General features: G+C 69.3%; 30 protein-coding genes. 10 read left to right on the plus strand and 20 right to left on the minus strand.

The features are described from left to right. Nucleotides 1-6 precede the first annotated feature (6 nt). The 5 genes from ASE16_RS16280 to ASE16_RS16295 all read right to left on the minus strand — a co-directional run bounded on the left by ASE16_RS16280 (nt 7) and on the right by ASE16_RS16295 (nt 1661). Complete coding sequence (locus ASE16_RS16280) at nt 7-258, minus strand: hypothetical protein (protein WP_055897471.1); 252 nt, start codon at nt 256-258, stop codon at nt 7-9. After that, on the minus strand, nt 255-695 hold the full coding sequence (locus ASE16_RS16285; RefSeq protein ID WP_157480429.1) for a hypothetical protein: 441 nt from the start codon (nt 693-695) through the stop codon (nt 255-257). The genes ASE16_RS16280 and ASE16_RS16285 overlap by 4 nt, the downstream gene beginning before the upstream one ends. 3 nt (nt 696-698) lie before the next feature. Then, a complete protein-coding gene (locus tag ASE16_RS19825) occupies nt 699-875 on the minus strand; it encodes a hypothetical protein (RefSeq protein WP_157480430.1) in 177 nt (58 codons plus the stop codon). A 206-nt stretch (nt 876-1081) separates the two neighbouring features. Continuing rightward, nucleotides 1082-1282 (minus strand): hypothetical protein, encoded by a 201-nt coding sequence (locus ASE16_RS16290; RefSeq protein ID WP_055897477.1) that lies wholly within the window; start codon nt 1280-1282, stop codon nt 1082-1084. A 100-nt stretch (nt 1283-1382) separates the two neighbouring features. Next, on the minus strand, nt 1383-1661 hold the full coding sequence (locus ASE16_RS16295) for a hypothetical protein (RefSeq protein WP_235500541.1): 279 nt from the start codon (nt 1659-1661) through the stop codon (nt 1383-1385). Nucleotides 1662-1777: 116 nt separating this feature from the next. Here ASE16_RS16295 and ASE16_RS16300 point away from each other — a divergent pair, with 116 nt between their 5' ends. Beyond that, nucleotides 1778-2146 (plus strand): cupin domain-containing protein, encoded by a 369-nt coding sequence (locus ASE16_RS16300; RefSeq protein WP_055897482.1) that lies wholly within the window; start codon nt 1778-1780, stop codon nt 2144-2146. Between the two features lie 53 nt (nt 2147-2199). On the opposite strand, the gene ASE16_RS16305 is transcribed toward ASE16_RS16300, so the two are convergent. The 5 genes from ASE16_RS16305 to ASE16_RS16325 all read right to left on the minus strand — a co-directional run bounded on the left by ASE16_RS16305 (nt 2200) and on the right by ASE16_RS16325 (nt 6626). Continuing rightward, a complete protein-coding gene (locus ASE16_RS16305; RefSeq protein ID WP_082581521.1) occupies nt 2200-3000 on the minus strand; it encodes an SDR family oxidoreductase in 801 nt (266 codons plus the stop codon). A 4-nt stretch (nt 3001-3004) separates the two neighbouring features. Then, nucleotides 3005-3655: an HAD family hydrolase gene (locus tag ASE16_RS16310; protein WP_055897485.1), complete on the minus strand. Its 651-nt coding sequence runs from the start codon at nt 3653-3655 to the stop codon at nt 3005-3007. 51 nt (nt 3656-3706) lie between these two features. Further along, nucleotides 3707-4252, minus strand: a complete 546-nt coding sequence (locus tag ASE16_RS16315) for an NUDIX hydrolase (RefSeq protein ID WP_055897488.1) — start codon at nt 4250-4252, stop codon at nt 3707-3709. Nucleotides 4253-4507: 255 nt separating this feature from the next. Further along, nucleotides 4508-5530 (minus strand): Gfo/Idh/MocA family protein, encoded by a 1023-nt coding sequence (locus ASE16_RS16320; protein WP_055897490.1) that lies wholly within the window; start codon nt 5528-5530, stop codon nt 4508-4510. 82 nt (nt 5531-5612) lie between these two features. Beyond that, the gene (locus tag ASE16_RS16325) at nt 5613-6626 is read right to left on the minus strand and encodes a Gfo/Idh/MocA family protein (RefSeq protein WP_055897493.1); all 1014 of its coding nucleotides are present in this window, start codon (nt 6624-6626) and stop codon (nt 5613-5615) included. Nucleotides 6627-6799: 173 nt separating this feature from the next. Between ASE16_RS16325 and ASE16_RS16330 the strand changes: the two genes are divergently transcribed. Continuing rightward, complete coding sequence (locus ASE16_RS16330; RefSeq protein WP_082581523.1) at nt 6800-7759, plus strand: phosphodiesterase; 960 nt, start codon at nt 6800-6802, stop codon at nt 7757-7759. Here the strand turns inward: ASE16_RS16330 and ASE16_RS16335 are convergent. Then, complete coding sequence (locus tag ASE16_RS16335) at nt 7749-8774, minus strand: LacI family DNA-binding transcriptional regulator (protein WP_055897496.1); 1026 nt, start codon at nt 8772-8774, stop codon at nt 7749-7751. The two genes, ASE16_RS16330 and ASE16_RS16335, sit on opposite strands and share 11 nt — an antisense overlap. A gap of 173 nt (nt 8775-8947) precedes the next feature. Between ASE16_RS16335 and ASE16_RS16340 the strand changes: the two genes are divergently transcribed. Genes ASE16_RS16340 through ASE16_RS16355 form a run of 4 tightly spaced genes read left to right on the plus strand, consistent with a single transcriptional unit; the run spans nt 8948 to nt 14272 of the window. Further along, a complete protein-coding gene (locus ASE16_RS16340) occupies nt 8948-10327 on the plus strand; it encodes an ABC transporter substrate-binding protein (protein WP_055897499.1) in 1380 nt (459 codons plus the stop codon). 40 nt (nt 10328-10367) lie between these two features. Next, entirely contained in the window at nt 10368-11297 is a 930-nt protein-coding gene (locus ASE16_RS16345) for a carbohydrate ABC transporter permease (RefSeq protein ID WP_055897502.1), read from the plus strand. A gap of 3 nt (nt 11298-11300) precedes the next feature. After that, nucleotides 11301-12203, plus strand: coding sequence for a carbohydrate ABC transporter permease (locus ASE16_RS16350; RefSeq protein ID WP_235500542.1), 903 nt, complete (start codon nt 11301-11303; stop codon nt 12201-12203). A 35-nt stretch (nt 12204-12238) separates the two neighbouring features. Next, entirely contained in the window at nt 12239-14272 is a 2034-nt protein-coding gene (locus tag ASE16_RS16355) for a glycoside hydrolase family 2 protein (RefSeq protein ID WP_055897509.1), read from the plus strand. A 61-nt stretch (nt 14273-14333) separates the two neighbouring features. Here the strand turns inward: ASE16_RS16355 and ASE16_RS16360 are convergent, their stop codons facing one another. Beyond that, nucleotides 14334-15911 carry a stealth family protein gene (locus ASE16_RS16360; protein ID WP_055897512.1) on the minus strand — a complete coding sequence of 526 codons (1578 nt, stop codon included), beginning with the start codon at nt 15909-15911 and terminating at the stop codon, nt 14334-14336. 163 nt (nt 15912-16074) lie between these two features. On the opposite strand from ASE16_RS16360, the gene ASE16_RS16365 reads away from it, so the two are divergent. Continuing rightward, nucleotides 16075-16392, plus strand: coding sequence for a hypothetical protein (locus tag ASE16_RS16365; protein ID WP_055897514.1), 318 nt, complete (start codon nt 16075-16077; stop codon nt 16390-16392). A gap of 24 nt (nt 16393-16416) precedes the next feature. Here the strand turns inward: ASE16_RS16365 and ASE16_RS16370 are convergent, their stop codons facing one another. The 3 genes from ASE16_RS16370 to ASE16_RS16380 all read right to left on the minus strand — a co-directional run bounded on the left by ASE16_RS16370 (nt 16417) and on the right by ASE16_RS16380 (nt 18218). After that, nucleotides 16417-17265 carry a hypothetical protein gene (locus ASE16_RS16370; RefSeq protein WP_055897517.1) on the minus strand — a complete coding sequence of 283 codons (849 nt, stop codon included), beginning with the start codon at nt 17263-17265 and terminating at the stop codon, nt 16417-16419. Between the two features lie 32 nt (nt 17266-17297). Further along, on the minus strand, nt 17298-17564 hold the full coding sequence (locus ASE16_RS16375) for a Rho termination factor N-terminal domain-containing protein (protein WP_055897519.1): 267 nt from the start codon (nt 17562-17564) through the stop codon (nt 17298-17300). Nucleotides 17565-17657: 93 nt separating this feature from the next. After that, nucleotides 17658-18218 (minus strand): TetR/AcrR family transcriptional regulator, encoded by a 561-nt coding sequence (locus ASE16_RS16380; RefSeq protein WP_055897523.1) that lies wholly within the window; start codon nt 18216-18218, stop codon nt 17658-17660. 78 nt (nt 18219-18296) lie between these two features. On the opposite strand from ASE16_RS16380, the gene ASE16_RS16385 reads away from it, so the two are divergent. Then, entirely contained in the window at nt 18297-18734 is a 438-nt protein-coding gene (locus tag ASE16_RS16385) for a tautomerase family protein (RefSeq protein WP_055897526.1), read from the plus strand. A 63-nt stretch (nt 18735-18797) separates the two neighbouring features. Here ASE16_RS16385 and ASE16_RS19880 read toward each other — a convergent pair whose 3' ends face one another. The 5 genes from ASE16_RS19880 to ASE16_RS16405 form a co-directional block, all read right to left on the minus strand. Continuing rightward, nucleotides 18798-18962, minus strand: coding sequence for a DUF4175 domain-containing protein (locus ASE16_RS19880; protein ID WP_143465476.1), 165 nt, complete (start codon nt 18960-18962; stop codon nt 18798-18800). A 123-nt stretch (nt 18963-19085) separates the two neighbouring features. Continuing rightward, nucleotides 19086-19859 carry a hypothetical protein gene (locus tag ASE16_RS20165; protein WP_235500543.1) on the minus strand — a complete coding sequence of 258 codons (774 nt, stop codon included), beginning with the start codon at nt 19857-19859 and terminating at the stop codon, nt 19086-19088. Nucleotides 19860-19892: 33 nt separating this feature from the next. After that, nucleotides 19893-21416: an FAD-dependent oxidoreductase gene (locus ASE16_RS16395; protein ID WP_055897528.1), complete on the minus strand. Its 1524-nt coding sequence runs from the start codon at nt 21414-21416 to the stop codon at nt 19893-19895. Nucleotides 21417-21432: 16 nt separating this feature from the next. Next, nucleotides 21433-21702, minus strand: coding sequence for a hypothetical protein (locus ASE16_RS16400; RefSeq protein ID WP_055897532.1), 270 nt, complete (start codon nt 21700-21702; stop codon nt 21433-21435). 101 nt (nt 21703-21803) lie between these two features. After that, on the minus strand, nt 21804-22136 hold the full coding sequence (locus tag ASE16_RS16405; protein WP_055897535.1) for a hypothetical protein: 333 nt from the start codon (nt 22134-22136) through the stop codon (nt 21804-21806). Nucleotides 22137-22254: 118 nt separating this feature from the next. Between ASE16_RS16405 and ASE16_RS16410 the strand changes: the two genes are divergently transcribed. Continuing rightward, a complete protein-coding gene (locus ASE16_RS16410; RefSeq protein ID WP_235500544.1) occupies nt 22255-23049 on the plus strand; it encodes a putative protein N(5)-glutamine methyltransferase in 795 nt (264 codons plus the stop codon). A 46-nt stretch (nt 23050-23095) separates the two neighbouring features. Next, complete coding sequence (locus tag ASE16_RS16415) at nt 23096-23941, plus strand: TspO/MBR family protein (RefSeq protein WP_055897541.1); 846 nt, start codon at nt 23096-23098, stop codon at nt 23939-23941. Nucleotides 23942-23959: the final 18 nt, after the last annotated feature.

Below are 23959 nucleotides of genomic sequence, written 5' to 3' on the forward strand. Positions count from 1 at the left end.
GACGGATCAGCGGGGCAGGCGGGTCCAGCGGTGGATGACCACCGCTCCCGCGACACCGAGCGCAGCGGCGCAGAGCGCGCCGGCGAACACCAGGCCGACGCCGAGCCTGCTCAGCCCGGTGTCTGCGGCGAACGGGGGATGCGTCGCGGCCAGCGCGAGCGCTCCAGCGAGCAGGACGAGCAGGAGACTGGCGAGGTATCCGGCCAGCGCGTCGCTGCGGGCACGGAAACGGGTGCTGCGGTCGCTCGGTTCGCTCATCGGGCGAGCAGCCCGTCGATGACGTCCGCGATGCCGGCGCCGTACTCGTCGGCTCGCCGCAGCAGTTCGGCGTACGCCTCGGGGGAGACGCCGACCAATTCCTCGGTGCGCTCGGCGTTCACCCGCACCCGGTGGGGCACAGGCAGCCGGAGCAGCCGCCGCTCACGCAGGAACGCCAGATTGTCGGCGACCACGATGCCCATGCCGCCGTCGCGCTTCACCAGGGTGAGTCGTCCGCCGTCGACAGCGTCCGCCAGCTCGGGGTAGCGCATCCCGCACAGCTGCAGCAGGTCGGAGACGAACAGGAACTCGGGCAGTTTGTCCAGATACTCCTGCAGCACGGCCGCCCGCAACCGCCGCAGTCCAGGTCGCGGTGTGCCGCCGCCCGTTCCGCCGACGAGAGTGAGGTGCCGTTCCGCCAGGGGTTTCGCAGGCATCGGTCAGAGTCCCAACGGAGAGAGCGTGTCGACGAGGAGCTTGCCATAGAGCGCGTCCAGCAGCGCCAGGCTTCCCAGGAGCCCGCCGATGAGGAGGACCCCCGCGACAGCGCACACCACCACGATGGACACCAGTGGATGCGCTCCCCGCGGTGCGCGGACGTCATCGAGCATGGTCATGGCCGGTCTCCTCTGCGGTCGGGACCGTGGGCGGGGCCCGACCGGCCCCACCCACGAGGGACGCCGACACACCCGGTTCGGACGCCCGAGAGAGACCGCTGAGGCGAGCACCTCGCGCGATGGGATGTCTCTCACGAGAGGAGACACCGCACCGGCTGAATCCTGACGCGGAAGTGGAAGAAAATATCAGCGAGCGGAGAAAGGGTTCAGGGGCGCGGCTGCCGGGAGACGTACAGCCACACGGCGCCGACGACGAGGCCGGCGACGCACAGTGCGACGCCCGTGACCAGCACGGGCGAGCTGCCGCCGACGCGCGGAAGCACGAGGCCGAGGACGAAAGCGACCACGCCGACGTTGATGAGCACGGCCGCCAGCCAGCCGAGAGTCGTGCGCAGCGTCGCTTTCACGTTCGTATCGTAGGCCAGGGCAGCGCTGGACGGACGGGGGCGCGCATCCCGGTTGGCCCGAGACGGCTGAGTGTCTGCGGCCGGGCGGGTGCGGCCGGCTTCAGGCCTCGCCCTGGTTGCCCGTCGCACCCGGCGCGGGTTCGAGCGCTTCGTTGATGAGCGACGCGACCAGCATCTTCCAGTCCGACCCCTCGTGCAGCGTCTCGACGTGGCCGGGCGGAATGGCGCCGAACACGGGCTCGTGCTCCTCGCCCTCCCTGGAGACCCTGATCAGCACGCCGAGTTCGGCGTGGGAGTCGTCGAGCACGACCCACCGGCCCGGCGCCTGCTTCTCCACGTGGAAGATGCGGCTGCGGTATGGGAATCGCGTGCTGGACATTTCGAGCTCACTGGCGGACATGGCGTGCCCCTCTCGTCGGATGCCTCAGGCAGCATCCAACGCCCGCGCGGGCCGCGGCGCAAGAGTTTTGTACCAGCGGACGTATGTTTGGTCCCATGACCGACACCGTCCACAACCTCGACGACGCCATCGCATCCATCGCAGAGCACTGGCAGCCGCACCGGCTGACGAGCGTCAACGACTACGACGTGAAGGTCGTGAAGCTGCTCGGGGAGTTCGTCTGGCACACCCACCCGGACACGGATGAGCTGTTCCTCGTTCTCTCCGGCCGACTCACCATCCAGCTCCGCGACGGGGATGTGCACCTCGGGCCGAACGACGTGTACGTGGTGCCGCGGGGTGTCGAGCACTGCCCGCTCGCCGACGAGGAGGTGCGCGCCGTGCTGTTCGAGCCGAAGGGCACGGTGAACACCGGAGACGCAGGCGGTGAGCGGACGAGCCCGCTGCGGGAACTGCCGAGCTAACTCGCCGGGTCGTGCAGGAACTCGCGGCGTTCCTGGGCAGCGGCAGGTAACAGTTACAGCCCGCCCGTCACCCGGATGGTCGTCCCCGTCGCGTACGAGGCGTCCGGCGAGAGCAGCCATGCCACCGCCCCTGCGACCTCGTCCGGGCGGCCGCCGCGGCCGAGCGGAACCGTCGGCGCGACGATGTCCGGCCGGTCCGGCTCCGGGTGGAAGTCGGTCCAGATGGTCCCTGGCGCGACGCCGTTGACCCGGATGCCGAGCGACGCGACCTCCTTCGAGAGGCCGACGGTGACCGCATCCACTGCCGCCTTCGCCGCCGCGTAGTGGATGTACCTGCCCGGGCTGCCGAGGTAGGCCGACGCCGACGAGATGTTCACGATCGCGCCACCGGATGCGCCGGGTGCGCTCATCGCGCGCACGGCGTGCTTCGCGCAGATCAGCACGCCGACCAGGTCGACATCGATGTCGCGCCGCACCGCCGCGATGTCCGCGTCGGCCAGAGGCCCGAACGCGCTGGCCGATCCTGCGTTGTTCACGAGTCCCGTCACCGTGCCCAGCTCGGCGGCGGCCGCGAAGACCGCCTCCACCTGGGCTTCGTCCGTGGTGTCCACCGCGCAGGTGATCGCGCGCCGGCCGGATGCGCGCACGTCGGCCGCGACGGCCTCCGCTGCGGCGGCGTCGCTGCGGTAGCAGACCACGATGTCGTGACCATCGGCGGCGAGACGGCGGCTGATCGCTGCGCCGATGCCGCGGCCGGCCCCCGTGACGATGGTGAGGGGGGCTGTGACGGTCGGGGCTGCGACGGTCGGGCCTGCGGTGCGTGCTTCGGGGGTGCTCTGCGCGGCGTCGGACATGCTTTCAGAGTATTGCGTCGAGGTTCTCCAGCAGCGCGGCAGGGTCGTCGAACACGGCGAACGCTCCGGCGTCGGTGAGCTCCCGCGCGCCGACGCCGCCGCTGAGCACGCCGATCGAGCGCAGGTGCGCCCGCGCCGCCGCGGTCAGATCCCAGACAGAGTCGCCGACCATGATCGCGTCGGACGGCGTCGCCCCCGCCCGGTCGAGCGCCACCTCCAGGATGCCGGGGTCGGGCTTGGCCGTCTCGACGTCGTCGGCGGAGGTGGTGGCGTGGATCGCATCCGGAGCGTCGATGGTGTCGAGCAGCACCTTCAGCTCGTCGTCCGGCGCCGACGTGGCGAGCACCACCGCGATCCCGCGGGACGCGATCGCCCGCAGCAGCTCCTGCACCCCGTCGAAAGCGCGCAGGCGCGGCGCGAGCTCTTTGTAGTAGCGGGAGTGCAGGTCGGAGGCCCGGCGCATCCACTCGTCGTCGTGGTCGCCGGCGACCGAACGGAGCAGGCGGTCGGAGTCCTGCCCGATGGACCGGTGGATGCGCCAGGCGTCCGTCGGCGAGCCCAGCTCGGCGAGCGCGCGCTGCCAGGCGTCGACGTGCAGGAAGTTGGAGTCGACGAGCGTTCCGTCGATGTCGAAGAGCACTGCGGTGACCGTCATGCTCCCTGTCTACTCGTCGCTGGGCGGCTTGCAAGCCCGGGCACCTCGCGGTCAGGCCGGCAAGCGTTCGCGCGCGGTGAGCAGCCGCTTCTGCAGACCGGGCACCGCATCCGTCGGGAGCGCGTCGAGATCGAACCACTCGACCGCCTCGCTCTCGTCGCTGACGATCGGCACCGCATCCCGTGCCGTCTCGGCGGCGAACAGCAGGTCCAGGTGGATGTCGCAGCCGTTGAAGCGCTCGCCGAGCTGCTGCGCCTGCAGGTCGACGGCGTCGTCCGACAGCATCCGGAACGACGCCAGCCCGCTCTCCTCGCTCACCTCGCGCGCTGCCGCCGCCGCGATGTCCGCATCCCCCTGTTCGAGATGCCCGCCGAACTGCACCCAGAACCGCCCTTTGCGGTGGAACGCCAGCAGCACGCGCGTCCTGTCGGGGTCGAACACGACGCAGCTCGCCGTGACGTGCACGGGGCCGCCCTTGAACAGCAGGTCTTCTCCGCCCCGGATGCGCGTGGCCACAGAGTCGAAAAGCGTCCGCTCCGGCCGCCCGAACCAGGGCGGCGCCGTGGTGAAAAACGTGGTGGCAGTCTCGCGGTCCACGGTCCTCCTCTGCGGGGCGGCTCTCGGTTGCCTCCGAGAGTATCGCTCCGGGCCTCCCGCCGATACAGTTCCGCCGCCTCGGATGGCAGGGGGTGAGGAAGCCACGGGGCGGCGAAACTGTGGCGTTCGGCGACGCCGCTTCGACGGTACGCGCCCCCGTCATCCACACCACCCGCTTGACGCGGCCGCGAGATGCCGGTAACTGTCGCGCATCCCGGGCGTTTCGCGACAGTTACCGGTGTTTCGTCGGCCGCCCTACACCGTGGCGAGCGACGGCACCTCTGCGACCGCGCGCGTGCGAGCGGACTCGTACGCGCCGAGGATGATCCCGAGCACCTCGATGCCTTCCTTCTGCGTGTGGATGGGGCGGGTGCCGTTCAGGATGCTCGTTGCGAAGTGGCCGAGCTCCTCGCCGAACTGGTCGACAGGGTCGAGGGCGAGCACCACCGGTTCGCTGCCACGGAGGTGGTAGCTGAGCGTCGTGCCGTCGCTGGTGAGGCTGCCAAGCGAGCCGACCGCGGAGAAGCGCTCCGTGCTGTCCGCCGCGTCGTACGCCCAGCTCGTGACCACCGTGCCGATGACCCCGTTGTCGAACCGCACGACCACCGTCGCAGAGTCCTCGCCCTCCATGAAGCCGAGGCGGTGCGTCGCGAGCATCGCCGTCACTTCGACCGGCGCGCCGCCCGCCAGGTGCAGCAGCAGGTAGGTGGGGTGGTATCCCGTGTCGATGAGTTCGCCGCCCCCGCTCGTGGCCGCGTGCGCGCGCCAGCCCATCGTGGACGGGTCGAAGTCGTTGTAGAAACTGTCGGTGGTGCGCACCTCGTAGACCGTGCCGAGCGTGCCGGACTCGATCAGCTCCTTCGCCGCCGCCACAGCGGGGAGGAAGAGCTGGTTGTGGGCGCACATCAGCGTCACCCCTGCCTCCGAGACGGCCTCGGATACCTCGCGCGCCTCCTCGGGGGTGAGGCAGAGCGGCTTCTCGCACAGGATGTGCTTGCCTGCGCGGGCGGCCGCCACGATCGCGTCCTTGTGCAGGTGGTGCGGCAGGCAGATGTCGACGGCGTCGATGTCTGCGTCGGCGAGCATGTCGCGGTAGTCGGCGTAGATGACGGCTCCGGTGTCGCCTGCGCGCGCCTCCGCGTTCTCGCGCACGGGGTCTGCGACGGCCGCGAAGGTGATGGTGTCGGGGTTGAGCGCGTATCCGGCGACATGCGCGCCGGCGATGCCGCCGGCGCCGATCAGGCCGATGCGGACGGTGGATGCGGTGGTGGAAGTCATGATTCTCCTAGAGAAAAGAGGGTCGAGAAAGGAAACGGGGTCGCCGAAGCGACAGTGAACGGGGGGATGCGCGCGGCCGGCGTCAGCCCGCGCTGTGCACCGTGCGTCCTGTGACCGGCACGGCAGCGCCGCTCGCGGCCGAGGCGTTCGACGCGGCGACGATCCTCGTCAGGGCCAGCGCGTGGTCGAGGTTGCCGTCCGCCGTCGTGCCGGTGCGGATGCGCTCCACCCACTCCGCGAACGCGCCGTCGAGCGCATCCGGGATCGGCAGCTCCTGCCAGCCGTCGCCGTACGTGCCGCCGGTGACCAGCAGCTTCTCGCCGCCGAACCCGTAGATCGCCACGCCTTCCGTGCCGCGCAGCTCGATCGTGAACTGGCCGGGCGCAGAAGCGACGCTCGCCTCGAACACCCCGAGCGCTCCGCCGGGGAACGACGCCGTCACGACGGCGTTGTCCTCGACAGGATGCCCGGTGACCGACCCGTAGACCGCACTCACCGAGAGCGGTTCCGCGCGGTGGAACAGCCGGGTGAGGTATGCCGGGTGGCAGCCGAGGTCGGTGAGCGCGCCCCCGATCGCCTCCTCCGGGTTGCCGAACCGGTCTGGAAGCCAGCCGGCCACCCAGCCGTCGTGCGCGAGCCGCACACGCGAGTACGTGAGGGTTCCGAGGGTGCCGGAGTCGACGATGGCGCTGAGCGCCTGCGTGTATCCGTCGTAGAGGCGGGGCAGCGAGACGACGAGCGCGACACCGGCGGCCGTCGCAGCTGCGACGATGTCCTCCGCCTCGTCTGCGGTGGGGGCGAGCACCTTCTCCGTGAAGATGTGCTTGCCAGCTGCCGCCGCACGCAGCATCACGTCGTGGTGCTGGTCGGTGGAGGTGGTGATGGTGACCGCATCCAGGGTGTCGCGGGCGAGCAGTTCGTCGAGATCGGCGACGAACTCGACGCCGAACTCCTCGGCTGCGGCGCGGCCGCGTTCTTCGTCGTCGTCCCAGACGGCGACGAGCTGAGTGTCTGGATGCTGTTGCGCGGCGTGCGCGTAGTCTCCGGCGTGCACGTGCCAGAAGCCGATCGCGGCGACGGTGAGGGGTTGGGGCATTGCAGTAGGCCTCCCTGCCTGTATTCGTTGCGCGCGAACACATCCAGCCTAGCCAGTTCTGCCCGCCGTTCGTCAACTTTTGCCAGACCGCGAGCTGAAGTCGGCGGCCACGGTGACGGCGGCGCGCCGCGTTCGTTCACGAGGCGTTCAGACTGCGGTGATGGGATGGGTCCGTGAACACGCGAATCGCGGAGTACCCACGACCGGACCACTTCCTGGTCCACATCAGCGACACTCACCTCCTGGCGGGGGGTGAGAAGCTTTACGGCTCCGTCGACAGCACGCACCACCTCCGGTCACTGCTCGCGGAGCTCGAAGCGTCCGGCGGGCGACCGGAGGCGATCGTCTTCACGGGCGACATCGCCGACAAGGGGCAACCGGATGCGTACGCCACCATCCGCGACATCGTCGACCCTGTGGCCGAACGGCTCGGCGCCCGCGTCGTCTGGGTGATGGGCAACCACGACGAGCGCGGAGCGTTCCGGTACGGCCTGCGAGACGAACTGCCGGCCGTCGAACCGGTCGACGACGTGTTCTGGTTCGGAGGCCTGCGCGTGATCGCCCTCGACTCGAGCGTTCCGGGCCACCACTACGGAGAGGTCACGGACGCCCAGCTCGACTGGCTCGCCGCCGAGCTCGCGTCGCCCGCCCCGGAGGGCACGATCCTCGCCATGCACCACCCGCCCGTCCCGAGCGTCCTCGACCTGGCGGTCTCCGTCGAGCTGCGCGACCAGTCCGGGCTCGCCGAGGTGCTCGACGGCAGCGATGTGCGGAGCATCCTGGCCGGCCACCTGCACTACTCGTCGATGGCGACGTTCGCGGGCATCCCGGTCTCCGTCGCGTCGGCGAGCTGTTACACCCAGGACCTCAACGTGCCCGTCGGCGGCACCCGCGGCCGCGATGGAGCCCGCGCGTTCAACCTGGTGCACGTCTACCCGACCACCGTGCTGCACTCGGTGGTGCCGCTCGGCTCGCACCCCGCGCTCGACTACATCGATCCAGACGAGAGCGCTCGCCGCCTCGAGGCGGACGGCATCCGCATCCCGCCGGCGCTGGTGGATGCGCGGGGCCAGGTGACGTCGGCCGTGCGCCACGACCCGTCGCCCACCACCCCGATCCAGGTCATGGCCTGACCGACGCGGCTCCTGTGCTCTCGCGGGGCAGAAGCATGTGCGGTGCGACGATCTCCTGAGCGGGAAGGCTCGGGTCGTCGATCCTGGCTGCGATCCGCGCGATCGCCTGCTCGGCGATGAACGGCGTGTCCAGGGAGACGGTGCTGAGCGACGGCCGTGCGTACCGTCCCTCCTCGATGTCGTCGATGCCGACGATCGCGATGTCGTCCGGCACCTGCAGTCCTGCATCGAAAACGGCGCGTGCTGCGCCCATCGCGAGCAGATCCGAGAAGCAGAAGATCGCATCCGGTCGCGGCGACTCCGAGAGCAGCGACGTGGCCGCGGCGTAGCCGTCCGCCCTGCTGTAGTGGTCTGCCGATCGGACGAGCGATGGCTCAGGGCCGAGTCCGGCGCGCCGGAGCGCCGTGGTGTATCCCTCCGTACGTTGCAGCGGAGTCGTGTAGTGCTCCTTGGGCTGCGCGCCGATCGCGGCGATGCGGGTGCGGCCGATGGCGATCAGGTGGTCCGTCGCGTCGGCGGCCGCCTGCACGTTGTCGATCGCGACGTGGTCGAACCGGCCGTCGAAGGTGTGCTCGCCGAGGAGCACGAGCGGCATGCCCTGGGAGGCGTTGACCTCGCTGAGCTCCGCCTCTGTGGCGAGCGGGGCGAACAGCATCCCGTCGAAGAGCATGTTGCGGTCGGTGCCGCGCAGCAGATCCTGTTCGCGCTCGTGGTCGTGGCCGGTCTGGTCGATCATCACCTGGTAGCCGACCTCGGCCGCCGCCGTGATCACGTCTCTGGCCAGTTCGCTGAAGTACGGAACGTCGATCTCGGGGACGACGAGGGCCAGCAGGCCGGTCCGGCCGGTCCGCAGTGTGCGGGCGACAGGGTTGGGGCGATACCCGAGTTCGTCGATGGCCTGTTCGACGCGGGCGCGCATCTTCGAGCTCACGTGCTCGTAGCCGCTCACCACGTTGGAGACCGTGCGCACGGACACGTTGGCGTGTTCGGCCACATCCCTGAGCGTTGCTGGCATCCACATTCCTCTCGCCGCCGCGGCTTCAACCCGGTGTTTGCAACGATAGCAAACATCGAGTACGGTTTTGCATACGTTGGCAAACGGTAGACCGGGGAGCGACCAAGACCCTGGTCGCCGACACGAGGAACCCGTCCGGGACCCCCACCCGGACGACCGCACAAAGGAGTGTCATGAAGCCCACCACCCCGAGAGGGCGAAAGGCCGCGATCACGCGGATCGTCGCCATCGGAGCAGCAGGTCTCGTCGCCGTCGGCCTGTCCGGCTGCGGTCCGGAGATCGGCTCTGCCGACACGACGACCACGTCGAGCACGGTGCTGAAAGCGCCGACCGAGAAATCGCCGAAGGGCGAGATCACCATCTGGGACCGCTCCGGCGACCTCTTCAAGGTCTTCGACGCCGCTATCGCCGACTTCAACAAGGTGTACCCGGACATCAAGGTCAACCACGAGGCCGTCGACATCGACGCCAAGCTGCAGAACACCCTGATCACCGGCACCGACGTGCCGGACGGCGTCTTCCTCGACGACGCGAAGGTCGGCGGATACGCCGACTACCTCTGGAACCTCAAGGACGTGCTCGCGCCGTACAGCAAAGACATCGCGAAGCAGAAGGTCGACGTCAACACGGTGAAGGGCGGCACCTACGGTGTCCCGTTCGACCTCGATCCCGGCCTCCTGTTCTACAACGCCAAGGCCCTGAGCGCCGCCGGGATCGACCCGAGCTCGATCAAGACGTACGACGACCTCGTCGCGGCGGGCAAGAAGTACCAGGCGTACAAGCCGGGATCGAAGCCCATCCACCTGGAGCAGAGCGCCTTCCTCGGGCAGCTCCAGCTCGAGATGTACGCCAGCCAGCTCGGCACGAGCATCGCCGACGCGAACGGCAAGCTGCGCCTCGACTCCCCGGAGTACAAGCAGATCCTCGGCTGGCTCGACGATGTGCAGAAGCAGGGTCTCGGCACCCGCGCCGAATACCTCAGCCCCAGTGACATCGGAGCTCTCGACTCCGGCGACGAGGTCTTCTACCCGTGGTCGATCTGGTTCGACTTCGCCCCGCAGCAGCAGCTCACCGCCACGAAGGGCGACTGGAGGGCCATGCCGCTCCCCGCCTGGAAGGACGGCGGAGCGCGAAGCGGCGCGATGGGCGGATCGTCGTTCGTGCTGCCGAAGGCGGGCAAGAACTCGCAGCTCGCCTGGCTGTTCTACAAGTTCCTGATGTACGACAAGGCCGGTTACACGGCGGTCTACGGACCGAACGACGTGTACCCGGGCGGCCTGAACACCTCGATCCCGGCATACGAGCAGGCAGCCGACCCTGACAAGCCCCTGTTCAAGCCGATCGAGGCGATGGGCAACCAGGATCTCTGGTCGACGGCGATCGAAGCGGGCAAGGAGATCCCAGGCGGCGCCCCTCTGCCGACCTGGTGGTCGGGAGCTGTCGACTACCTCGGCAACGACATCCAGAAGATGCTGGACGGCTCGCTCACTCCCGACCAGGTCATCGAACAGTCCTCGAAGGACATCCAGACCAACCTGATCGACCGCCAGTAGCGATGCCAGGCCGACCCGACCGCCGAACCGAGGAACACCCGTGACCACAACGACAGCCGCGCCTCCTGCGCCCTCTGCTCCGCCCCGCGCGGCGAGGGGGAGCAGAGGTTATTCGATCCGCAGAGCGCTCGCGCCCTACCTGTTCGTGTTGCCGTTCGTCGCGATCTTCCTCGCGTTCAGCATCTATCCGCTCGTGTTCACGCTGCGTCTGAGCTTCACGAACTGGCACGGATCGGGTGCGGCGGAATGGGTCGGCCTCGGCAACTACGCCTACCTGCTCGGCAACGGCGCCTTCTGGGCGTCGCTGGGGAACTCCGGCATCCTCTGGTTGCTGATCGTTCCCATCCAGATCGTCGGATGCATCGTCGTGGCTGTGCTGCTCGACAACGCGAAGCTCCGGATGCGCGGGTTCTACCGGGTGGCGTTCATCGTCCCGTTCGTCACCCCTCTTGTCGCGGTGGCGCAGATCTGGATCGTGCTCTTCGACCAGAACTACGGGGCGGTGAACGGCCTGCTGAACCTCGTCGGCCTGCCCGATGTCGGCTGGCTGGTGACCAGCCAGTGGGCGAAGCCGACCCTGGCGCTGCTGTTCCTCTGGAAGACCAGCGGCTTCATCATCATCATCCTGCTCTCCGGCCTGCAGTCGATCGACGCGAACATCTACGAGGCAGCGTCGATCGACGGAGCCAACCGGGTGCGGCAGGTCTGGAGCATCACGGTCCCGCTGCTGCGACGCACGATCATGTTCGCCGTCGTGCTGCAGACCCTCGCGGTGTTCCAGATGTTCGCCGAGCCCTTCGTCGTCACGAAGGGGGGACCGTACGGCTCCACCACAACGGCGGGGCTCTACCTCTACAACCACATCACCAGAGCCGATCTCGGCACCGGTGCTGCCAACTCGTTCCTGCTCGTCATCGTCGTCATGGCGCTGTCGCTCGGGTTCGTGCGACTCCTGCGGGCGAAGGACTGAACCGTGACGACCATCACAGAGAACCCGAAGGCTCAGCGCACCGAACCTGCTGCGCGCCGCATCCGTCGACGGCCGCTGATCGGCTCCAACATCTTCCTGCTGATCCTCACCGTCGCGTTCCTGGCGCCGGTCGCCTGGGCGATCCTCTCGGCGTTCAAGCCGGCAGGGGACATCATCCGCGACCCGCTCGGCTTCGACCCGACCACGTTCACGCTCGACAACTTCCGCGGGATGTTCCAGGACGTGCCGATCGCGTCCGGCTTCCTCAACACCGGCATCGTGCTGGTGATCAAGGGCGCGATCACCCTGTTCTGCGCCCCGCTGGCCGGGTATGCGTTCGCGAAGTACGACTTCCGCGGCAAGAACCTCATCTTCGGAACCGTGCTGCTGACGCTGATGCTTCCGACGATCGTGCTGATCATCCCGCTGCTGCTCGAGATGAAGGAGCTCGGCTGGGTGAACACGTACCAGGCGCTGATCCTGCCCGGCTCGGTCGACGCGTTCGCGATCTTCTGGATGCGCCAGGTCATCTCCGCGGTGCCGGACGAACTGCTCGACGCCGCACGCGTCGACGGCTGCGGCGAGTTCGGCATCTTCTGGCGCATCGTCGTTCCCGTCATCCGGCCGGGCCTCGCCGGACTCGCCGTGCTCACGATCATGAACATCTACAACGACTTCGTCTGGCCGGTGGTCGTGGCGAGTTCGAGCAAGATGGCCACTCTCCAGGTGGTGCTGTCGACCCTCGCTCAGAACATCTCCGGCAACAAGGTCGGGGCGGACTACGCCACCGTCACCGGCGAGCTGCTCGCCGCGAGCTCCGTCGCCCTCATCCCCCTGCTCATCCTTTTCATCGTGCTCCAGAAGCACTTCATCAACGGCATCCTCGCCGGAAGCGTCAAAGGCTGACCGTGCTCGCCGAACGAACGAAAGGCACTACATCCATGTCCGTCCCGAAGCCCGAGTATCCGCGGCCAGACTTCGACAGGTCAGATCGCTGGCTCACCCTCAACGGCGAATGGGGGTTCGAGCCGGCCGAGGGCGAGCCGACCGCGATCGTGGTGCCGTTCGCCTGGGAGACCAGCGCATCCGGTGTCCGGCGCACCTGGCTGGAACGCGCTGTCTATCGTCGCGAGCTCGTGGTGCCAGGCGACTGGGACGGCAGGCGCGTCATCCTCTCCTTCGGCGCCGTCCACCATGTCGCACGCGTGCTGATCGACGGTATCCACGTCGGCACTCACACCGGCGGATACACCTCGTTCGAGTTCGACATCACCGGCTTCGTCACGCCGGGCGAGCCTTCGGAGCTCGTCGTCGAGGTGGACGCCCCCGCCGACAAGCGGGAGATCCCGCACGGCAAGCAGCGTTCGATCCCGCGCGACGACTACGACGGTGTCTCGTTCACGCCGACCTCCGGCATCTGGCAGTCCGTCTGGCTCGAAGCGCGCGGGCGCACCTACCTGGAGTCGGCCGCGCTGCGCGGCGACTCGCTGACCGGGTTCGCGGTCTCCGGCCGTGTGGCGGGCGACGCCCCGGCTGGCGCGGAGGTCGTCGCCACGGTCCACGGGCGCGCCACGACTCTTGTCGCCGACGCCGAAGGCAGGTTCGACGGCCTCCTGACCGTGGATGCGCCGCGGCTGTGGAGCCCGGCCGATCCGCACCTCTACGCCGTCGAGTTCCGCATCGGCGACGGCGATGCCGCCGACCAGGTGGTGGCGACGGCAGGGCTGCGCAGCATCGAGACGCGCGGAGAGCAACTCTTCCTCAACGGCCGGAGGCTCTACATCCGCGGCGTGCTCGACCAGGGGTACTGGCCGGAATCCGGTCTCACTGCGCCGGATGACGCCTCCCTCCTGCGCGATCTGGAGCTCGCCCGCGACCTCGGTTTCACCCTCGTCCGCAAGCACCTCAAGTTCGAGGAGCCACGCTGGCTGCACGCGGCGGATCGGATGGGCATGCTCGTCTGGGCGGAACCGGCCTGCCCCAGCCGGTTCACCCCTGACGCGGCTCTGGCGTTCGAAGAGCAGCTCCCCGGCCTTGTCGAGCGCGACGGCAACCATCCCTCCATCGTCGTGTGGGGACTGTACAACGAGGAGTGGGGCCTCGACTGGGACATCCCAGGCAGCCAGGAGCGCGCCGCCGCCGCGGTGCACGCGTACGACACGATGCGGGCGCTGGACGATTCGCGGCCGATCGTGGAGAACTCCGGCTGGGCGCACGTGCGTACCGACCTGGTCGACTGGCACTACTACGACGAAGATCCGGCGGCGTGGGCGGCGAACGTCGCTGCACTGGCCTCCGGCGAGAAGGAGACCTTCGAGGTCAAGCTCGGGCCGGACTTCGTCGTCGACAAGTCCTTCTACGGTTCCTCCGACTTCCCTCGGACGGGCGTCCCCATCCTGAACAGCGAGTTCGGAGCTGGTTTCACCAGCCTGGAGCGCGCCTGGCACGTCAGGTGGCAGACGCAGGAGATCCGCCGCCACGACCGGTTCGCCGGGTACGTGTACACCGAGCTCACGGACGTCGAGCACGAGATGGCAGGGCTGCTCGACACCGAGCGCCGTCCGAAGGACTGGGGCGGGCTGAACCCAGCGGACAGCAACGCGGACACGGTCATCGTGGTCGACATCGTTCCCCAGCGCGCAGGGGCGGACATCCCTGTCCCGACCGGCCCGCTGACGGTGGAGGTGCACGTCTCGCACCACGGGGATGCGCCGATCGACGCCACCCTGCACGCCGCCTGGGCGGCGTCCGGCTCCCCCGATCATCCCGTGACGGCCGAATCCGTGGATGCCCGTGCCGAGCTGACCGCCGCTCCGTACGCGGTCACCGCCCCTGTGGCCGTCACCGTGCCTGCGCCGTCCGGCGCAGCGCGGCTCCACCTCTGGCTCGAAGAAGGCGGCCGGTCGATCGCCCACACGTTCGTGGACGCGGCCGTCGTCGAGCAGCCGAACCGCCGCGGGGCTCGTCAGAGCTGAGCCGCGGACGGACGGACGGCGCGCGCTCTCCCTGCCAACGCGAGCGCGCGTCGTCTCCGTCTCAGTCCTCCACGCGCTCCCACGGCGCAGGGAAGGGGAAGTACCGCTCCAGGAAGTCGGTGACGGACCTGGTCCGCTCCTCCACACTGATCTCCGGCTTCGAGCCGTCGTTGAGGCAGAACATGTCCTGGTCGCGGCGCTTGAGCAGGCGCCGCATCTTCTCGGCAGCCTCGTGCAGCGTGGTCTCGATGTACTGCACCCTGGCCTGGGTCTGCACCACGGCCCGCCCGCTCATCAGCGCGTAGTAGTGGTACAGCGAGTTCGTCACCGAGATGTCGGTGGCCGAGCGGAACGGGCTCGCCGCCGTGCGCGCGAAGTCGTCCGGGAACTCCCGCTCCATCTCGTTGAGCACACTCACTCTGAGTGGCGCGGCGCAGTGCTCCAGGTGGCGGGTGGTGACCGCACCGAACCGCTCCCAGAGCAGGCGCCGGTTCACTCTGGCCGCGTTCTCGAAGCCGCTGCGGGCCGGGTCGCTTTCACCGAGGCCGATGCGTGTTCCCGCCTCGACGAACTTGGTCACGCCGCCGGGCGAGAAGAACAGGTCGGGGGAGATCGGACGGCCGATAAACATGTCGTCGTTCGAGTACAGGAAGTGCTCCGCGATGCCGGGGATGTGGTGGAGCTGGCTCTCGACGGCGTGCGAGTTGTGCGTCGGCAGCGTCGAGGTGTCGACGAAGAAGTCCTCGCTGCGCATGATGTGCACGTTCGGATGCGGGGCCAGCCAGTCCGGGAGCGGTGAATCGGTTGCGATGTAGATGTTGCGCACCCACGGCGCGAACATGTGCACGCTGCGCATCGCGTACTTGAGCTCGTCGATCTGCCGGTAGCGCGCCTCGTTGTCGTCGCCGTCGCCAACCACGTATGCGGCCTGCTGCGCTGCCCGCTTCCGCTGGAACTCGGCGCTCGACCCGTCCACCCAGGAGAACACGATGTCGATGTCGAACGCGATGTCGCTCGCCAGCGGATCGAACATGTGCTCCAGCGTGCGCCAGGTGCGACCGTACAGCTCCACTGCGGCCTCGATCGCCTCGTTGCGGGGGAGACGCGTGCGCATCAGCGCGTTAGGGCGCGGCGCCTCGATCTCCTCGTCGCCGAACCGCCAGAACTCGAGCTGCATGGCGGTGTCTGCGCCGTAGCGCAGGCGGCCGATCGGCTCCAGGCGGGGACGGTAGACCCGGAGGACGGAGGCCTTCCTGCTGGACAGCCTGCCGTCGGCGATCAGCGCGTCCACGCCGTCCACATCCTCTGGCCTGGCGTAGAAGGGCTCATCGGCGAACGCGGTCGCGAGCGCGGCGGTGACTTCCTTCCTGCGACGGCGGTCGACGGCGATCACCCTGCGGTCGTCGTCACCGCGCACCAGCAGGTGCTCGATGCCCGCCGCATCCAGGGCGTCCCGCACCGCGAGCAGGTCTTCCACCATGGATTCGCGCGGCGTGAACGGGCCGGATACGAGGGTGAGGACGCCCTTGCGCATCACGACATCGTCGCGGCGCAGAGTCGGGATGCTCGTGCGGGAGTCGCCGGAGACGACGACGGGTTCTGGCTGGTCGGACAGGGCTGGAGACGGGTGTTCTGCCATATGGTTGCCACTCTATGTCGTCCGGCGCGAAGTTCCAGTGCCGGGGATGTTCGGGGTCGCGTCCTGGCCGGCAGAGCGCCGGACCCGTATCGGCTTTACGGGGTTCGGTCAATCCCCCTGGTCGGGAAAGTTTTCCGCGCCGGGAATAGTGGACAATGGCGGTATGGGAAAACTGGTCTACGGCTCCGGACAGGAGTATGACCTCGACGATCGCGTGCTGAGTCACGTCAAGCTCGCCATCGTAGCGAAGCTTCGTCGGCACGAGAGTTTTCTCCTCAACTGGGATGTTCCGGTCGAGCAGGGCTCCGGCCGCGTCTCGCTCTGGATCAGTCGCGAGGTGCCGCTGTCGTTCCAGTTCAGCGGCAGCCGCCCTCCCGCGATCAACCCGCAGTGGCTCGAGGCGCTCATGCACACCTCGCAGCGCACGGGCGGGATGGTCGTGATGAGCGAGGACTCGGTCGAGCAGCACCTCCCGGCCTGATCCGCTCGGCGCCGTCGGTCGCGCTCAGTCGCGGGCTGCGCGCAGCGCCTTCTCCGCGTCCCTGAGCGCGGACTGCGCCTGGGTGATCCTGCGGCGCAGCTCCCGCTCGGCGGCGCGCGACTCCGCTAGTTCGTCCTGGGTGCGTTCGAGGCGGCGGGCGAGCGCGTCCCGTTCCGCCTCGAGGTCGGTGCGCCTGTCCACCTCCTCGTCGAGCTCGTCGTCGAGGGCGTCCGCGTCGGTGCGCGCGCGTTCGAGCGCTTTCTCCGCCGTCCGGATGCGACGCTCCCGCTCCCTGCGCTCGCTGGGCGACTCGGCGGGCTCTGCGGAGGCGGAGGCGGAGGCGGAGGCGGCTGTGGACGTGCCGGAGGCCCGCTTCGCGCGCACAGGCGGTGGCGCATCCACGTCGATGGGAAGCGCGACGGCGTCCGACACGTCCACCTGATCGACGCCGGTCGACTCCAGCGACCGCACCAGCAGGCCGCTCCGCACCGCCGCTGCTGCCGCCGCGTCGATGACGGCGGCCTGCAGGGTGTCCTCCACCTCGCGCAGCACGCCGGCGCTCGCGGCGCCGGCCGTGCGGGTCGCCTTCTGCAGGAGTCTTTGACGTTCACCGGTGAGTTCGCGGATGGCTGCGCGGTCCCGTTCGGCGAACGCCTCCCGCATCCGGTCGCCGACCTCCAGGATCGCGTCCACCACATCCGGATGCTCCCGCACCAGCGCGTTCACGGCCGCCGCAGACGCGGACGGCTTCCTGAGGCCGCGGATCTCCGCCGCAAGCGGGCTGCCTGCTTTGCCGGCCGCGGCGTTCCGCGATGCGGTGAACTCGGCCGTCGGCAGGGCGTACAGCTCGTCGGCCACCTCTCGCAGGTCCATGCCGTGAGTGTACGACGCCGGGTCCGCGCCGGTCAGTGGTTGCGGAGAGCGCTGATCAGTTCCTTCTTGTTCTTCGCTGAGTATCCGTGGAGGCCGAGCTCTTTGGCGCGCTTCTTGAGGTCGGGGACGGTCCAGTCGTCGTACGACCCCGATTCGCCGCCCTTCTTCCCCACCGACGAGCGCCCGCGCGCCGCTGCCGCGTTGGAGATCCTGGCGGACTTCTCCTTCGAGTTGCCCTCATCGCGGAGCTCTTCGTAGAGCTTCTGGTCCTTCAGTTCCGGTTCGCTTCGCCCTGGCATCGGCGGCTCCTTCCGTTCGCCCGGCACGGTACCCCGCCGGTGCTGGATGCGGAACCCGGCCCCCGCGATACGACGGATGGAGAAGACATGGGATCAGCGGGAGGCGGCACGCACCTGGGCAAGGAGGGTTGCGGCGACCGCGTCGAAGGCGGCGGTGTCGCCCGTGGCGCGGGAGAGCAGCACGGCGCCCTCGGAGGCGGCGAGCAGCAGGGTCGCGAAGCGCGCTGCGTCGTCGGTGGAGAGGCCGCCCCGGGTGAGGAGCGCGGCCAGGTGGTCCTGCCAGGTGCGGAACGCCGCCGCCGTGCGTGCGCGGAGGTCGGCGGAGTCGGTGTCGACCGTGACCGCGACGAGCGCGCATCCGGCTGCGAACCCGGAGCGGGTGAGCAGGAGGCGCCAGGAGTCCAGGAACAGTTCGGCCACCCGCTCCGCCGATTCGCCGGCGCGCTGGTCGAGCAGGGTCACCGCGTTCTCGGCCGAGCGGTCGATCGCCGCCGCGACGAGCTCGTCCTTCCCGCCGGGGAAGTGGTGGTAGATCGAGCCCCGCGGGGTCTCGGTGAGGTCGATCACGCTGGAGAACGACGTGCCGGCGAGGCCGCGGGTGGCGAGCAGGCGGATCGCTCCATCGACCATCCTGGTGCGCACATCGGTGGCCACGGCACTCCCTCCTTGACTATGACGGTCGTCATAATCTATCGTCTATGCACACCATCATAATTTCGTGAGGAGCATCCCATGCCCATGATCGACGTCTACGCGCCGGCCGACCTCTTCCCCGCAGACGCGGACGAGCAGCTCGGACACGAACTCACCCACGCCGTGCTGCGGGCGGAAGGCGTCGCCCAGCCGGGTCCGTTCCACCTCGACAACACGGCCGCGTTCATCCACCGGCTGCCGGCCACGGCCGTCTCGACCGCGAACACGCCATCGGCGCGCACCGTGCGCATCCAGGTGATCACCCCGCCCGGTTCGCTCGACCGAGACGGCCAGAAGCAGCTCGTGCGCGAGGCCACGGAGATCGCTGCGAGGTTCGCAGGGGACGAGACGCAGGCGGCCCGCACCTGGGTCATCCTGCAGGAGGCGGCGGAAGGCGGCTGGGGCCTCGCGGGCACCGCGTTCGGCGTCGAGGAGTTCACCGCCCTGGCGAAGGCGGCTGCAGCGGCCCGCGGCTGAGCGGCTGACGGCGAAGGGCCCCGGATGCACGTGCATCCGGGGCCCTTTGACGTCCGAGTCGTTCTAAACGGAGCGCCGACCACTGATCATGCGTACCAGCCACACGATGATGGCGAACACCAGGAGGATGATTCCCACCCAGAGCAGCCAGTTGAGGGCCTGCACGAATCCGCCGGTGAACAGGAGCACGATCGCGACGATCGCGATCACGATGAGCAGAATGTTCATTTTCCGTTACCTGCTTTCTTTTCCGGTCGACCATGACGACGACCGGCGCCCACGGTAGACCGGGGATCGCAGCGTGTGAAGTGCCTGTGCCGAACTAGCTCGTGCGGATCTGCTCCGGCGAGGTCAGGCGCGTGGCGCGCGCGACGCCTTCACTGCGGCGAAGTACTCGGAGGCGGGCCGCAGCCAGATCAGGATGGTCGCCACGATCGCCGCGATCACCTGGATGCCGCCGATGAAGTAGATGGTCGCGAGGTTCAGGAACGAGATGACCGTGAGGATCGTCAGCACGATGCGCGCCCAGTTGCGGCCGCGGCGCATGAAGGTCGCGAACAGTACGAACACGAGCGCCCAGAAGATAAGCGTCACGATCGCCCAGACGATGCCGAACGTTACCGCGGCGTCCGCGAGCGAGTTCGCGTCGAGGTTCGTGCCGTTGGTCTGCGCGTTCTTCAGGCTGTCCGTGACCTGCTGGAGGATGATCGCGCGGTTCGCCGACACCGAGATGGCGGTGGCGATGCCGCTGATGACGCTGAGCACGGCGGCCGCGATGTACAGCCAGAATGCGATCGTTACCTGCTGCGGCGGAGTGGTCGGGGCGGCGACGGGCGCTGAGGGCGTCGCCGAGTACGCTGGGAAGCCGCCGGTCGCGGCCGCCGGCGGGTAGCCGGGTGCCGAGGTGGGCGCCGCGAACGCCGGCGGCTCCGGCGCTGCGGGCTGCTCCGGCGCTGCGGGCGGCTCCGGCGCTGCGGGCGGAGGGGTGACGGGCTCCGCGGCGGCAGGCGGCTGGGCCGGCTCGGTGGGCGGAACGGGCGGGACGGCCCCTCCGGCGTCCGGCACAGGGGGAACGTTACCGCCGGTGGGCTGTTCCGGCTTGCTGTCGTCGTTGGGAATAGTCATGCCGCGACCCTACTGCGGGACAGACCGCCGTGACTACTCCTCGCCAGGCGCGGCGGGCGGGGGCGCGCTGTCGACCCTGGCGAGCGCGGCCGTCGCAGGGCCCTCCAGCACACTGCCGTCCGACGCGAACCGGGAACCGTGGAGCGGGCAGTCCCAGGACCGTTCCGCATCGTTCCAGCGCACGACGCCGCCCAGGTGGGTGCAGACCGCAGAAAGCGCGCAGGTCACCCCGTCCACGGTCGAGACGGCGACAGGCGCGGCGCCGCGATGACCGACGACACCCGTTCCTTCGGCGGGAGGCGGCGCATCCACCGCCAGCTGCTGCCCGGTCTCCGCACCGGCCCACTTCGTCAGGGCCGCCTTTCCGACGCCGGCGCCGAACGCGGCTCCCGTGGCGATGTCGATCGGATGCGTGACCCTGTGATGCAGCACGCGCGCCCACTCCAGGGTCTCGCCGGTGAGGTCGGCTGTGAGGCTGATGGCGGCGGCGACCGCATTGGTCATGCCCCACTTGTTGTAACCGGTCGCGAGGAACACCCGGCCTCTGCCGCGCGGCAGCCAGCCGACGAACGGCACCTGGTTGGCCGACCGGTAGTCCTGTGCAGACCACCAGTGCGTGCGGACGGCACCGGGGAAGGTCGTCTCCGTCCAGGCGGTGAGCTCCGCGACGAGCTCTGCGGGAGAGTCGGCGCGCCCGGCGACGTGGCCGTTCCCGCCGACGACCAGGAGCTCGCCGTCCGGCGTCGTCGCGGTCCTCAGCGAGCGCGCAGGAGACTCCGCCGACAGGTACATCCCCCGTGGAAGCTCGCCCGGCACCCGGAACGCCGCGACGTACGAGCGCAGCGGCTCCGTCTTGGCGAAGTACAGCCCGCGGTCGAGGATGGGTGTCCCACTCGCGAGGATGACGTTGGCGGCGCGGGTGGTCCCGGACGTGCTCGTCACCACGGCAGGCTCGGACGCCGACACTCCGGACACGCGCTCGCCCTCCACGATCACGCCGCCCAGCGCGCGCAGGTCGGCGGCGAGCGAGGCGAGCAGCGGCATCGGGTCGAGCTGCGCCTGCGCAGGCAATCGCAGGGCGGCCTCGACGGCGAACGGCAGCTCGCAGCCGCGCTCCTCCGTTGCGCCCAGCCCGGCGATGCGCGCGGCGGCGAGCTCGGCGTCCAGGCGGTCGCGTCCGTCGAGCGTCGTCGCGTACGTGTACGCGTCGCGCACCTCGTACGGGACGCTCCTGGCGTCCAGATAGTCGAGCAGCCAGCCCTGTCCTGCTGTGTTGGCGTCGACGTACGCGCACATCACCCTGTCTGTGGTGTGCCGTCGCATCTGCGACAGCGTCGTGCCCTGCAGCAGGCTGACTTTGCCCGTGGTGTTCCCGGTGGTCACGGCACCGACGGTGCGTGCTTCGAGGACGGCGACGCGCATCCCGTGCCTGGCCAGCATGAACGCCGTGCTGAGCCCGGTGAGCCCGGCGCCGACGACCACCGCGTCGTACTCGGCGTCCCGCTGGAACCGATCCGTGGGGATCTCGGCCGCGAGGTCAAGCCAGAGCGAGGTCATGTCGGACGCCGCGCGATCAGTTCAGCGAGTCGAAGTCGAACCAGAAGGCGTCGTCGTCGTCCGCTCCACCGTCGCCTGGGTCGCGCGGAATGGTGGCCGTCTCGATCCTGACCTTGGTCTGGCTCGTGACGAACACCTCGCTCGGCGGTCTGCTCGATTGCGTGATCTGTACGAAGTCTCCATCGGAGCGGCTGGCCTTCACGACGTTGCTCTTCAGCTCTTCAACGGGAGCGCGGTCGACGAAGGTGAACCGGAGGTCGTCGATGTAGACGTGGAACACCTGCATACCCTCTCCCGTATCCTCTGCTGTCTCGTCGCGATAGTACGCGGCGATTCGGGATGCACCAGTGCATCGGACGAACTTTCAGAGGTCGCCCGCGAAACGCCTCAGAGCAGATCCAGATCCAGACCGTCCGATTCCTCGGTTCCGCTCGTCACGAAACCGGCCCTGCTGGTGAGCGCCGCCATCTTCCCCTCGAGCGCTGCGACGAACTCGTCGTCGACGAGTTCCTCGATGCCCGGTGCGTTCTCCGCGAGGATCTGGCTGGCGGGCCCGAGGACCAGCATCACCTCTGTGACGTCTCCCGCCTCCGCGACCGCGGGAGCTGACACCTCGGCGGCCGTGCGATTCGACGCCAGTGCCGCGGCGTAACGCAGCAGCACATCGGCGATCGCGTCACCGGTCAGGAGGGACCCGCTCGCGTAGTGGATGCGTTTCATGAACCCATCCATACCGCCTCAGGGGAGGAGGTCAAGGGCCTTGAGGTTCGCGGAGGCGAGGGAGTCGGGGCCTGGCGGCTGTCGTACCTCCCCTGTCCGCGGCGCTAGCATGACCTCCGTGACCACGCCAGCGAGGGCCCCCGACCCGGCCCCCGACCCGGCCATCGTCGCGCGCCTGCGTGCGGCGGGCTGCGTGTTCGCGGAGGACGAGGCGCGCCTCATCGCCGAGGCTGCCTCGAGCCCACAGGAGCTGGAAGATCTCGTCGCCAAGCGCGTCTCCGGCCTGCCATTGGAGCCGCTGATCGGCTGGGCGGAGTTCTGCGGGCTGCGCATCCGCGTCGCGCCCGGCGTGTTCGTGCCGCGGCACCGCACGGAGTTCCTGGTGGAGCAGGCCGTGGCACTCGCCGCTCCGGATGCGGTGGTGCTCGATCTCTGCTGCGGAGCCGGCGCGATCGGGGCGGCGATCGCATCCAGGGCCGGCGCTGGCGTGGAACTGGTGGCGTGCGACGTCGAGCCCGCTGCTGTGCGGTGCGCGCGAGAGAACATCGAGCCGGCCGGCAGCGTCTACGAGGGCGATCTGTACGACGCGCTTCCCGCATCCCTGCGCGGGCGGGTGGACGTGCTCGCCGTGAACGCTCCGTACGTTCCGACGGACGCGATCGCGCTGATGCCTCCCGAGGCGCGGCTGCACGAGCCGGCTCTCGCCCTCGACGGAGGCGGTGACGGCCTGGACGTGCAGCGCCGCGTCGCCGCCGGCGCAGGCGAGTGGCTGGCGCCGGGCGGCTCGCTGCTGATCGAGACCAGCGGCGAGCAGGCGACGCAGACGGCAGCGCTGTTCCAGCGGGAGGGGCTGAGCGTTCGGATCGCGACCTCCGACGAATACGACACCACGGTCGTGATCGCTACGGCGTGACGGAGCGCCGTTGATGTCTAGCCCGGCTAGGCATATCGTGTGCCGCATGACCTCCGCCTCCACCTCCACCGCCGCGGCCACCTCGATCGGCGCCCGCCCTGTCGCCGCCGACCGGGTGCGGCAGGTCGCGGTGCTGGTCTCCGCCGTGCTCGCGCTCGTCGGCGCGTTCGTCGGCTCGGGAGCGGCGGGCGGAACCCCGATCGCCAAGGCCGCAGGCGGCGCGCTGAGCGCGGACGCCACGATGCTCTCGCCCGCCGGACCGGCTTTCGCCATCTGGACGGTCATCTACCTCGGCCTCGTCGGCTACGCGATCTGGCAGGCGTTCCCGTCGCAGGCCGCCAAACCGCGGCAGCGCGGCATCGGCTACTGGATGCTCGCCTCCCTCCTGCTGAACGCCTTCTGGATCCTCAGCGTCCAGTTCGGGATGCTCGCGGTCTCCGCCGTCCTCATCGCAGCGCTGCTCGTGGTGCTGATCGTGGCGTTCGTGCTGCTGCAGCGCATCCACGGAGGGTCGACGGCCGACGCGATCCTGTTCGATGGGACGACGGGCCTCTACCTCGGCTGGGTGATGGTCGCGACCGTGGCCAACGTGACGAGCCTGCTCGTCGCCGCCGGATTCGACGGCTTCGGCTGGAGTCCGCACGCCTGGGGGATCGCGCTCGTCGTGGTCGCGACCGTCCTCGGCGCCGCGCTCGCGATCTGGGACAGGGGTCGCCTGACGCCGGCCGTCGCCAGCGCGTGGGGTCTCGCCTGGATCGGGGTGTCCCGGCTGACCGGCACACTCGTCTCCGCCCCCGTCGCCATCACGGCCATCGCCGCCGCGGTCGTGTTGCTGATGATCGCGCTCGCCGTGCGGGTGGGCGGGAGGGGGAGAACCCCGGCTCGGTCGTGACGCCGGCTCCGTCCTGAC

Source organism: Leifsonia sp. Root227 (genome assembly GCF_001428745.1).
In the GTDB taxonomy this organism is placed as follows: domain Bacteria; phylum Actinomycetota; class Actinomycetes; order Actinomycetales; family Microbacteriaceae; genus Leifsonia.